Origin of the sequence: Psychrobacter sp. 1Y1, assembly GCF_051847395.2 — a bacterium.
Taxonomy (GTDB): domain Bacteria; phylum Pseudomonadota; class Gammaproteobacteria; order Pseudomonadales; family Moraxellaceae; genus Psychrobacter.
In genome coordinates this window covers 1,976,692-1,989,226 of the sequence record NZ_JBPYDF020000001.1, presented here as the reverse complement: position 1 = coordinate 1,989,226, position 12,535 = coordinate 1,976,692, and the positions used below count along the sequence as shown (strand labels likewise).

Sequence of the window (12,535 nt, the reverse complement as noted above, 5' to 3'; positions counted from 1 at the left end):
TAATGACATTTGTTTTATGAGAATTTTTCTTAACAAAGATAATTATTTTTAGAACAGCATTATTACACAGTGAAGAAATTTTTAAAAATCAAATAAGATAAAGTGTATGAATAAAACGGTTAAGGGTTATTGGTCAAAATTTTGACAATAAAAAACTGGCGCTCCTAAAAGCGCCAGTCATTGATAATGTATTCAGGAATGATTAAAGGATATTCTAGAATGCTTACAAGTTTAAGCGGTCAATCCCAATGCTTCTACTAAGCGTTTGTTTGGCTCAATTTTGTTCATGCTATAAAAATGCATGGCAGGTACGCCCTCGGCAATCAAGCGTTCACACAAGCGATAAACCACATCAAAGCCAAACTCACGAATAGCCTTACGGTCATCACCAAAATCCGTCAGCTGTTTACGTACATAGCGCGGAATATCGGCGCCACAGCTATCAGCAAAACGCAAGAGATTGCTTGAATTGGTAATTGGCATGATACCAGCGACCAAAGGCTGAGCTACTGTATCAATACCGCGTTTCTCTAACTTATCACGCAAGTACAGATAGCTGTCAGCGTTGTAGAAAAACTGGGTAATCGACGCATTGGCACCAGCTTGGTATTTATTTACCAAGTTATCAATGTCAAACTCAAAGCTCCGCGCTTGTGGGTGCATTTCAGGATAGGAAGCCACTTCGATATGGAAGTGATCACCTGAATGCTCACGAATGTACTTTACCAAATCTACCGCAAATGGTAGCTCACCCATGCCCACCTGACCTGATGGCAAATCGCCGCGTAGCGCTACTAAGCGTCTAATACCTAAAGTCTTATAATACTCGAGCAATTCAGCGATTTCACTTTTGTCATCGCCAATACAAGACATATGCGGCGCGATTTCAGTGGTACCACGCGCACTTAGTGCCTGTACGATATCTAAGGTGCGGCTACGGGTTGAACCGCCCGCACCGTAAGTTACCGAAAAATAAGCTGGTGATAACTTATTAAGCTCATCATAAGTGCTGAGAAGCTTTTCGTGACCTTGCTCGGTCTTTGCAGGAAAGAACTCAAAGGAGAAAGCAGGCTTACTCACAGTCAGGCTCCTTTTAGTATTTATAAGCGTCAGGCTTGAATGGACCTTCAACTGGCACACCCAAATACTCAGCTTGCTTTTGAGTCAGCTTAGTTAGCGTACCGTTAAAGCCTGCAACCATCGCAGCGGCCACTTCTTCGTCTAACTTTTTAGGCAATACTTTTACGTATAGGTTGTCAGTACGTTGGTCAGCTGGCAAGTCAGCGAATTTTTCTTCGAACAGATACATTTGAGCCAATACTTGGTTGGCAAATGAGCCATCCATCACGCGTGATGGGTGACCAGTTGCGTTACCTAGGTTTACTAGGCGACCTTCAGCAAGCAAGATTAGATAATCGTTCTCATCGTCTGAGCGGAAGATTTGATGAACTTGTGGCTTGATCTCAACCCAGCGCCAGTTATCACGCATAAACTGTGTGTCGATTTCTGTATCAAAGTGACCGATGTTACACACCACAGCACCAGGCTTAAGGGCTGCTAGCATATGACGGTCACAAACGTGATAGTTACCAGTCGTGGTGACGATCATGTCAGTGTCTTCAAGCAAGCGCTTGTTGATGCTGGCTGCGCCGCCCGTGTTGTCACCGTCAATGTATGGTGATAAGACTTCAAAGCCGTCCATACATGCCTGCATAGCACAAATAGGGTCAACTTCTGAAACACGTACGATCATGCCTTCTTGGCGTAAGCTTTGTGTAGAGCCTTTACCTACATCGCCATAACCGATAACCAAAGCGCGGCGACCAGCAAGGAACATATCGGTAGCGCGTTTGATAGCATCGTTTAAGCTATGACGGCAGCCGTATTTGTTGTCGTTTTTAGACTTGGTAACTGCATCGTTGACGTTGATGGCTGGTACTTTAAGTGTACCTTTACCAAGCATCTCAACCAAGCGATGAACGCCAGTGGTGGTCTCTTCTGAAATACCGTGGATGTTATCAAGAAGCTCTGCATAATCATTGTGAATCAAAGCAGTCAAATCACCGCCATCATCCAAGATTAAGTTAGCATCCCAAAGTTGGCCTGATGCTTCGCCGCCAACATGGACTTGCTGACGTAGGCACCATTCATACTCTTCTTCTGTTTCGCCTTTCCAAGCATAAACAGAGATACCAGCAGCAGCAATCGCAGCAGCAGCATGGTCTTGGGTTGAGAAGATATTACATGATGTCCAGCGTACTTCAGCACCAAGCGCGACTAGTGTCTCGATAAGTACGGCTGTCTGAATGGTCATGTGGATACAGCCAGCGATTTTCGCGCCTTTAAGCGGCTGGTCTGCTTCGTAGCGACGACGCAAACCCATTAGGGCAGGCATTTCGGCTTCAGCAAGGGTAATCTCACGACGGCCGTAATCAGCAAGGCTGATGTCAGCGACTTTGTAGTCAGTGAAAGAGGGATCGATCGTATGGGCAGATGGTGTAGTAGACACTGCGTCCATAATATGCTCCTATCAGTGGTTAACGAATGATAAAAAGAATAAAAACGCAGGTGCCGTTGTTTGCGCTGTGAGCGACCAAAAATATGGACTCTCGACAGTTAACCGAGCCTAACATAACCTGTGATTGCATAACTATAGAATGTTAATGCAGTAAATCACTATTATGGCGCAACACCTCTCGGAGGTCGTTATTGTAATAGATGAGTGGTTAATTGTCACCTATTGACTGAGATAAATAGCTGACGCCTTAGACAAACAAAACCTCAAACAGGAATCTATAGCCATAAAAAAGGCCATCGACTGATGACCTTTTTTGTTTTAATGTTTTTTGATACTACTCAGCCAAAATTAGTACCAGTTGTAAGTTAGAGAGGTAAAGTAGTTAATACCGTCAGTATTATAGCCAATATCTGTTATATAATCTTCGTTAGTGATGTTGTTTAGACGTGCAGTCATAGACAAATTATCAGTAAGTTTGTAGTTACCACTGATGTTCAGCAATCCATAGTTGTCTACAAATTGAGAGTCAGTATTGGTAATTCTGCTGTAATAGTCCCCTACATACTGATATTCAGCGCGTATATCTAAACTTGGCAGACGGTATCCGACATATACCAAGCCCTTGTGTTCAGGACGGTAGGGAAGAGAGTTGCCATCATCACTTCCGCCACTACTGTCTTCTGCCTTCTGGTAGTCATAGCTGCCGCCAAACAGATAGTCGTTCATTTCCCAGTCAGAGGTTAATGATATGCCTTCAATCTTAGCGCTATTGATATTCTTTGCTTTGAAATTAGAGTAAGCAATTAAATTATCCACATCACTGCGATAACCTGTCAGACGTGTGCTGTGCCGAGTGCTATCGTACTGAGCAAATACTTCATAGTTGTCGCTAGTCTCAGGATTAAGGTTAAGATCGCCACCATATGCAGGGCTTAAATCATTAAAGACAGGTGCGCGGAAGCCTTTAGCATAGCTCGCACCAACGCGGAAATCAGGACTAAGATGCATTGCACCGCCCAAATTATAGGTGGTTTCATCACCATAGCGTGAGTCATCATCGTAGCGTAGGTTGGCTTGTGCATCAAAGCGGTCATTGGCGATGACATAGCCAGCAAAGGCACTTTTGACATTACGGTCATCAATACTGTAAGCCGTGCTGTCTAAGTCTTGAGTGAGGTATTCGAGACCATAAACAGCTTCACCAGCTAGCAGCTTGTTTTTACCAACTAAGCTAATCTGGTCTTGAGTACCATCGAATACATTCGGATACTTAGCATAAGACTCACTTTTATCAACAGAGTGACCATATTGGAGCTTAACAGAGGCATCAGGCATATATTGCCAGTCGACATAAGCTTGCGCTGCGCCGTTTTCTTGATCAGCATGAACGTCTTCAAAAATACCGTCGTCATATTCAGTAGTGGATTTACTATACAAGATACTAGCACCTGTCAGTAACGTATCGCCAAAACGCTGATTGACTGCTAGGCTTACACTGTCGCTCTCAAAACCATCAGCGTCTTTGTTATAAGGGTCGTTTTGATTACTGGGATCTGGTCGGGTCGCATTGATACCATCTGTTTCGTTGTGACTGGCTGAAAGGCTTAATGTAGTACCATTAGTATTGGCAAGTTGTGCGCTCGCACCATATACGTAATGATCGTTTGAGCCGATACCTGCGGTAACTGACATGCTACTTCGATCTATATTGCTGCCTTTAGTGAATACTTGAATCACACCACCCATCGCATCCGCACCATAGATGCTAGAACCTGATGCACCATAGAGAACTTCAATTCGATCAATTTGATCAGCAGGTAGCAAGTTTAACGCGGCGCCTCCAGCACTGACTGAGCTATAACGTATACCATCAATCAATACGAGGACTTGTTTGCTATCGTAGCCGCGCATATAAAAGTTTGAAGAAGCGCCAAGACCACCGTTTTGTTTAAAAGCAATGCCTGGCTGACGTTTGAGTACGTCCAAAACGGTTTGACCTTGATAACGTTGTAACTCTTCTTTATCGATTACTCGTGTTTGCGCAATTACATTACTTGTCTTAGTAGGTGTGCGAGTGGCTGTAACGACAATTTCATCAAGCTCAACTTGTGGTAGGTTACTATCGTTGATGGAAGTGTTTTCAGAAGTGGCTGCCATTGCAGTATTTACTGCAAGTAAGCCAAGCGCGCTCAAAATACTTAAACGAAGATAGGTACGTGAAGATGCACGTGATACAGACATAGTCGATTCCAAAGTAATCAAGTTAAAAATGCAGAAATGAGAAGTAACTATTATGACGTAAAAGGGGTCAAAAGTTACAAAAAACAGTATATAAGCAAAACTGTGCTCATTATCTACAAATTAACTTGCTTTATAAACTACTTTAACCTAATTTTTATTCAGGGTAGGCTGAATGTTATTCAGGTTAGCTTGCTAAATAGTCTATTAAAAATTAATTTACCTAAATATTTTATGAGCATCTTCTTAGTTTTATAAGAGAAAGCTGTCTTAATAAATACTTATTATTAGAAATGCACATAGAGTAAAAAATCAAATACCAATACAGTTAGCTACAAAATTGCGTAATCAAAAGTACTGCTGTTATAAATAATTGTTACTATAGTATGGACGTCACCTGTCAATCTATCATGCCATTTTTAAACTAAGAGGTTTGTTTTGTCTATCAAGCACAATCTGACTCCCAGTCCTTCGCCTAATTTATTCTCTGCTATTACTAAAATGCCATTTATAGTCGCGATGCTATTACTGACTATGCTGTTGAGTATCGCCTTGCCAAATAATGCTTATGCTGTCGAGGCTGGTGCGCTTGGAGTGGGTAATGACAGTAGTGGAGAGACAGTAAGTACGCCATTGCCTGATTCGTTTGGCCGAGATACGCCGCGTCATACGGTACAAGGGTTTATCAGTGCGCTGGGTGAAAATGATTATTTGCTGGCAAGTAATTATCTCAACTTATCAAAGTCCGATAACCCAACGACCGTTGTGCGACAGTTTAAACAGGCACTAGATGCAGGTGGGCGTTTTCAGCCGGATCTACAGATTAGTAACTCACCTGAGGGTAATCTAACTGACCAGCTGCCACCTAGCCAAGAAAATGTCGGTGTGATTAATATCGGAGAGCGAAGTGTTCCGTTACTACTCGAAAGGGTGGTCTCAAAACAGAATGAGCAATATTGGCAGTTCTCTAGCGATACGTTGACCTCAGTACCAGAAGTGATAGAAAATACTGAGCCGACCTTAGTATCGCGCTACACGGTTGATTCTTTAGATGGTAAAAAGCTTTTCGGCTATCAGCTAGCTGATTTGGTTGCCGCGCTCACCATGATTGTGACTAGCTTTGTACTTACTTATGTCGCGGTATGGTTGCTATACCACTTATTAAGGATTGTTTATCCGTATTTGCGTGGTACGCCATTGCCGTTACCTAACAAAGTAATATTGCCACTCTCTGTGGTCATTATGGCATTGATACTATCAGAAGTGATGGTTTATGCAGGCGTATCGGTGACACTACGTGAGCCAGTCAATCGCTTTACGGATATAGCCTCTTGGTTGGCGCTGACTTGGCTACTATTACGAGTGATCGATGCGATATTTACTCGAGCGGTAAATCTAAGCTACAAGAAAAACTATACTGAGCGTGTCTCAATTTTGGGACTGCTGCGCAAGGTTGTCAAAGCGCTACTCCTGATATTTGCAGTGATTGTCATTTTTGGCAATTTGGGCTTTGATTTGACCACTGGTATTGCCGCACTGGGTGTGGGTGGTTTGGCGTTGGCCCTTGGTGCGCAAAAGACGATTGAAAACTTAGTTGGTAGTGTCGTCGTCGTCGCCGATTCACCTGTGCGTATCGGTGACTATTGTAAGTTTGGTACTTACGAAGGCACAGTTATTGATATTGGTATTCGCTCATCGCGCGTACGGACCTTGTCGCGGACGATTGTTACGGTACCAAACGGTGATTTTTCATCGATGCAAATCGAAAACTTTACCTCTCGCGATATGTTTCGTTTTTTCCACTACTTATATATTAAGCGTACCGCTGATCTTGACGTAATATTCAAAATGGTTAATGACTTGGATGAATTTATAAAAGAGCATGATTTGACCAATCAAGAATGGAATCAGGTCAATATTTTGGAGCTGCGCCAAGATTGCTATGTTATTCAGTTGCAAGCTTATGTGAATGCTATTGGTATCATTGAGTTCTATGACAAACAAAACGCTTTGTTTGTCGATATATTAAAGAAAGTCGCGAAATATAAAGTAGAACATGCATTGCCGACTCAGCAGTTGATTGTTAATCAAGCTGAACTTGAACATCATGTGGGAAGTAGTACTGATGAATCAGCAGAAGGAAATGAATCAGATAACAGTAGTAACTCTGCTAATAATGAAGTGTCTGATAACAAGGAAGTAAACACAAGCGTATACAGGAAAGACTACAACGACGATGGCGTTAATATTCGTAAAGATAGCGACAAGGCTAAAAATGATGTTGCAAGTCACCACAAATTCTCTATGGCGACCGTCAGCAGAAGTGGTGCGCTTAAGGCACTAAAGCATAAAAGTCATATGCTAAGAAAAAGTAAGTTTAAGCACACTAAAAACAAATCTGGCTTTTCTATATGGAATCAGCCTTAAAGGAGACTTTTTGCTCACGAATGGTAGTGAATAACACTGGCTATGTTTTTTGCTCAATTAGTTACAAAGGTACTGCGGTTTTATCACGTAATAAACCGTAGTACGACCAAAGCAGTAGACTGGTAGCACTACGATAAGGTGACCAATGCTGAGTTAAGTCTTTTAGCTGCTTGGGTGTTGGGCGCTCTGCTAAGCCTAACAACTCCATGGCTGCAACTTTAATGGCCAAATCATCGACTGCAAGTATGTCTGCACGTTTTAGCGAAAATAATAAATACATCTCAGCTGTCCAACGTCCAATCCCTGTCACAGCTGTCAAGGTTGTTATGACCTCTTCATTTGGCAAAGTTTCTAAGGCTGCAAAGTCTATATCATGATCCACTAAAGAGCGTACATAACGAGTTTTTTGCTTAGACAATCCTTGTGTCTTCAAAGTATCATCTGTCGCCTCGCGTATAGCTTGCGGAGTGATTAATTCTGCATCAACCAACCGTTTCCAAATACTGGCAGCGGCGGCAACTGATAACTGCTGACCGACCATCGCTCTCATCAACTGCTCAAACCCACCTGCGTTATGCCTAAGATTAGGTGTCCCGACCTGCTTATGCACAGAAGCAAACCTTGGTTCAAGTACGATCAACGCAGCAATCTGCCGTTCTAGTTCGTTGGTGTTTTCAATAGTCTGTATGCTCATAGTGATTTCGCTTTGCTAATTAGAAGGAGCTCAAGTAAAGATATTAATGCAGAATGAGAAGCTAACATTAAATGGAATGTACATTAAAGAGAGCATTCATTAAAGGAAACATCGTTGCAGTCTACGTCTAAACCATAAGTGATTGATATAAAAAGGACTGCAAATAAGCAGTCCTTTTTATATAGTACCGTATCACTAACAATAGACCTATTCGCCATCTGCTTTAGGTTTTTTAAGTAGTACTAGTACAGCACCGTTACCACCATCTTTTGGTGGCGCAGAGCAAAAAGCTAATACTTCTGGCAATTGACGTAACCAGCCGTTAATACAGGTTTTTAGAATCGCTTCGCTACCTTTACCATGGACGATTTTTACCATGGTTTCGTTGTTTTGCTTGGCTTGGCTCAATAGTTGAGTCATCGCTTCGCGTGCTTCTTCTATCGTACAGCCATGGATATCTACCGCATCATACCAACGCAGCTTGCCTTTTTTGAGCTGATCAAAGATTTTATTTTGCAGTGTTGGTTGCTTATAAGACAAATAAGCTTCAGCAGCAACAGGGTTCAGTAGTGCTTGCATATCTGACAAGCCTGCGCCTAAATCACTGGCCTCACTACCTTGAGCCGCAGCACGTTTTGATAGTGTCGCTGCATCAGGTTTGCCTGCTCTAGTTGCGCTGGCAGGTGAGCGAACATTTTTGTCTTCTAGCTGATTAACACCATGCATGGCTTGCATAAATAGAACTTTATCGTCATCGATATGTTCACTATCTAGCTGCTTGACTGTCTTTTTTACTTGCTTTTGAGTCGGTAGCGATACCGGCTCAGTTGGCTTTTGATTCTCACCTTCAGGTGAATTGGTATCACGGCCCTTGCTCAGCTGGCCTTTAAGTTCTTTGAGCTGGTCTTGCATTTCTTTTGAAAACAGAGAGTTTGACATAAAAGTTAACGTATCGTTGATTGATGAATGGTTGATTGATGAATGGTTGATTGAACTATGTATATAGCGCAGACATTGTTCAAGCTATTAGTATATATTTAAGCATAAATTATTGAGTTACTTTACCCGTCTGCCGCGACGCCCGCAAGTAAGGATTGTAACGCTTGCCCTGGATGATCAGTTTTCATAAATTGCTCACCGATTAAAAAGTGCTGAATATCATTACTTAGCATAAGGCGAATATCATCACTGCTATGAATACCGCTCTCAGTCACAATAAGTGGTTTTTGTTCAGCGCTATCAGCAGCGAGTGCGTCGTTTAAAATATTCTTAAGATCAAGCGTGGTTTGCAGGTCCACATCAAAGGTATTCAAATCACGGTTATTGATACCATAAATATTGTGTACTGAACGTGGCAATTGTAGCGCACGCTCAAGCTCAGATTGGGTATGCACTTCTATCAATACGTCCATACCAAGCTCAATACTGAGTGCATGTAGCTCTTGTACTTGCGCATCATCTAGGCAAGCCATAATGAGGAGGATGCAGTCAGCGCCCATTAGGTAAGATTGATAGATTTGATAGACATCAATCATAAAGTCTTTACGTAATATCGGTAAGCTTGAGGTATTAGCTGCTTGAATAAGATAGATATCATCACCCTGAAAGTAATCACGATCGGTCAATACAGACAGACAACTAGCGCCCGCTTGCTCATACTGCTGCGCAAATAGAGCAGGGGTAAAGTTATGATTGATAATGCCTTTAGACGGTGAGGCTTTTTTAATCTCAGCAATGATACCGATACCATTTTCTTTAGTGCCAGCAGCACGTAATGCCGCGGCAAAACCTCGGCGCGGTTTATCATCAGCTGCGACCTGTGCTTTCAAGTCCTCTAAAGACAATGCTTCGCGAGCGGCTTTTACTTCTTCTACTTTGGTGGCGACAATGCGCTGTAGCACTGACGGTATGTCTGAATGGGTTGTGGTCATACTGGTATCCGAATATCGTTAAATGTAAATATAGTCAGAGAACTATTAGTAACTACTAAATGGCTACGGCGTTGTCCTCCTTAGATGTACGACTTGTACAATCTGTGGTCGGCTGCCTTGTATCCGTTTTAGATTTCTTTGACTATAGACAGTAGATGAGTGCTTATAAGTTAACCTTGAGCGACTAGCTGTTGGGTATAGTTGGCCAAAGACTCAAGTTTGAGTAAAGCATCACCATTTTGAATGATTTTTTGTGCTCGGCTAACACCGTTAGGGTAGTTGCTGGCAAGTCCTGCAGTGTATATCGCGGCACCTGCATTTAGCGCAATCATATCACGTGCTTTAAGTACGGCACGGTCATGAGTGTCGGCTCCAGATAGCGCAGCACGAATCAGATCTAAACTTTGTGCTGGAGAGTCGACATCTAGGCCGATAAGAGTTTGGGACTCGATACCCGCATCTTCTGGCATCATATCATAGACTGATATCTCGCCATCTTTTAGCTCAGCGACTGTGGTCGAAGTCGCAAGACTGATTTCATCAAGACCATCTTTTGCGCCTACTACCATGACATGACGTGCGCCTAAGTTTTTCATCACCTTAGCAATCGGCTCACATAACTGCGCGGTAAATACACCGATGACTAAGTTTGGCGTGCCAGCAGGGTTGGTCAATGGGCCCAAAATATTAAAGATGGTACGTGCTTTTAATTCACGGCGTACAGGGTTGGCATAACGCATGGCGCTGTGATGATTGGGTGCAAATAAAAACCCGATACCTTGGTTTTCGATACAGTCTTTTGCTTGCTCTGGAGTGAGCGCAAGACTGATACCTGCTTGCTCAAGTAAGTCTGAGCTACCAGATTTGGTTGAGACGCCGCGATTGCCGTGCTTAGCAACTTGTGCACCAGCTGCCGCAACAACCAATGCCGATGCAGTCGAGACATTAAACAGATTAGCACCATCGCCGCCAGTACCAACGATATCTACCAAGTAATCGCAGTTCTTTGGTTCAATGTTGGCGGCTAGTGCACGCATGGCGCTGGCTGATGCAGTAATCTCGTCAATGGATTCGCCCTTCATGCGCAGCCCCGTCAAGATAGCGCCCATCATAGCGTCGCTGCATCTACCTTGCATGATGATGAGCATCACTTGATACATCTCATCAAAGGTTAAATCGATGTGTTGAAATATTCTACCCAAAGCTGTGGTTAGCAATTGATGTGTTTGTTCATCAGACAATTTTGCAATGCTCTCTGGCGTGTGCGTTTCTTCTATTTTTGTCGTACTCATTGTAGTCTCACTTACTATTATTTTTTATATGAATCTGTATGAAATTTGGCATGTGTTTATGAAAGCAGTATGTTTTACCGACGTGCTTTTAGTCAAATCTAGCCAACTTGTGGTAGCTCATCGGATGTCAGAGTAGACAAGCCATGAGTCTGTAAAAAGTTATTGAGCAATTGATAACCTGCTTCGCTCAATATCGACTCAGGATGGAACTGGACACCTTCTACAGCAAACTCCTTATGGCGGATACCCATGATTTCCTCAATACTACCATCGGCATTTTGTGTCCATGCGGTGAGTTCAAGGCAGTCTGGCAAGCTTGTCTTATCAATGACGAGTGAATGATAACGCGTAACCTGTGACGGGTTAGGTAATCCAGCAAACACACCTTGCTCGTTGTGATAGATAGCTGATAAGCGGCCATGCATGACTTCGCCCGCTTTGACCACTTGACCGCTAAAGGCTTGACCGATAGCTTGATGACCCAAGCAAATACCCAGTATGGGAATAATCCCTTTAAATGTCTCAATGGCTTGCAGCGAAATACCTGCACGGTCAGGATCGCACGGACCTGGGCCAATCACAATGACATCAGGTGCAAGGGTTTTAATCTGCTCAATGCTGACCTGATCATTACGCCAGACAGTGATGTCCTGCCTTAGCTCACCGAAGTACTGTACGATATTGTACGTAAAGCTATCGTAATTATCGATCATCAAAATCATTAAGGCTTCAACTTATCAGTTTTATTATATTTTTAACATGAAATTGGTTTTCACTGTTGTCGAGTCACTTGATTGCCGAACATAAATAGCTCTGACTATAACAGAGAGCGTTATTGCGCGCGGTTATCTTACCACTATTTTGTTTTCTATCAAATGTAGGGTATAGGCTATCTAAGTAAGCACCAAGTAAAAACATATTTTTTATTATCGTATCGATAACGAGGATAGTTTGTTCAGGGATAATGTTATTAATTTAAGCTATTCACGGCGCACCAATAAATAGCATTATAACGATAAATATACTTGTATTTGCACCGATTAAGTGCGTTTAGTTCTCAACTGGTGCTCTAATCAAGTACTATTCTAAAACCGAACTAGATGAGAATTAATTAATATCTAACGATATTAATCGTATAAATCACTGTAAATATTGATAATTAAATCTATTTATAACTATATCTGTTATCAGAGTGTTAATACATTGGCATAGCCTTTGCATTATTGCTGTTATGATTATTTTTAAAGCCAAAAAACTGGTCTAAAAATAATTATTAACAAGAGCCCGAAGAGTTCAGCATTATGAGTTGTATATTGCTAGAATGTCGTTAGGATTGAATTGGCGTATGTTGGACCATGTGCACAAATATTGGTCTGATTGAGTAAACGCTTTAGATGAGCATCTTGACTAATACGCAAAATAGTGCTGATAATAA

At 42.3% G+C, this 12,535-nt stretch carries 9 protein-coding genes; 1 reads left to right on the top strand and 8 read right to left on the bottom strand.

What is annotated here, in order from left to right; translation table 11 throughout:
* Positions 1-231: 231 nt before the first annotated feature.
* From metF to ACS8FA_RS22135, 3 genes are all read right to left on the bottom strand, one after another.
* The gene (gene metF / locus ACS8FA_RS22145; protein WP_439265437.1) at positions 232-1,080 is read right to left on the bottom strand and encodes a methylenetetrahydrofolate reductase [NAD(P)H]; all 849 of its coding nucleotides are present in this window, start codon (positions 1,078-1,080) and stop codon (positions 232-234) included.
* A 13-nt stretch (positions 1,081-1,093) separates the two neighbouring features.
* Positions 1,094-2,518, bottom strand: a complete 1,425-nt coding sequence (gene ahcY, locus ACS8FA_RS22140) for an adenosylhomocysteinase (RefSeq protein WP_101204984.1) — start codon at positions 2,516-2,518, stop codon at positions 1,094-1,096.
* 348 nt (positions 2,519-2,866) lie between these two features.
* Complete coding sequence (locus ACS8FA_RS22135) at positions 2,867-4,759, bottom strand: TonB-dependent receptor plug domain-containing protein (RefSeq protein WP_439265435.1); 1,893 nt, start codon at positions 4,757-4,759, stop codon at positions 2,867-2,869.
* Between the two features lie 498 nt (positions 4,760-5,257).
* On the opposite strand from ACS8FA_RS22135, the gene ACS8FA_RS22130 reads away from it, so the two are divergent.
* Positions 5,258-7,183, top strand: coding sequence for a mechanosensitive ion channel family protein (locus ACS8FA_RS22130; protein WP_439265488.1), 1,926 nt, complete (start codon positions 5,258-5,260; stop codon positions 7,181-7,183).
* Between the two features lie 61 nt (positions 7,184-7,244).
* On the opposite strand, the gene ACS8FA_RS22125 is transcribed toward ACS8FA_RS22130, so the two are convergent.
* The 5 genes from ACS8FA_RS22125 to ACS8FA_RS22105 all read right to left on the bottom strand — a co-directional run bounded on the left by ACS8FA_RS22125 (position 7,245) and on the right by ACS8FA_RS22105 (position 11,822).
* On the bottom strand, positions 7,245-7,877 hold the full coding sequence (locus ACS8FA_RS22125; RefSeq protein WP_439265433.1) for a DNA-3-methyladenine glycosylase family protein: 633 nt from the start codon (positions 7,875-7,877) through the stop codon (positions 7,245-7,247).
* 207 nt (positions 7,878-8,084) lie between these two features.
* A complete protein-coding gene (locus ACS8FA_RS22120) occupies positions 8,085-8,816 on the bottom strand; it encodes a Smr/MutS family protein (RefSeq protein WP_101204988.1) in 732 nt (243 codons plus the stop codon).
* A 122-nt stretch (positions 8,817-8,938) separates the two neighbouring features.
* Positions 8,939-9,808, bottom strand: coding sequence for an indole-3-glycerol phosphate synthase TrpC (gene trpC / locus ACS8FA_RS22115; RefSeq protein WP_439265431.1), 870 nt, complete (start codon positions 9,806-9,808; stop codon positions 8,939-8,941).
* Between the two features lie 170 nt (positions 9,809-9,978).
* Entirely contained in the window at positions 9,979-11,100 is a 1,122-nt protein-coding gene (trpD, locus tag ACS8FA_RS22110; protein WP_165596962.1) for an anthranilate phosphoribosyltransferase, read from the bottom strand.
* A 98-nt stretch (positions 11,101-11,198) separates the two neighbouring features.
* Positions 11,199-11,822, bottom strand: coding sequence for an anthranilate synthase component II (locus tag ACS8FA_RS22105; RefSeq protein WP_439265429.1), 624 nt, complete (start codon positions 11,820-11,822; stop codon positions 11,199-11,201).
* Between the last annotated feature and the right edge of the window lie 713 nt (positions 11,823-12,535).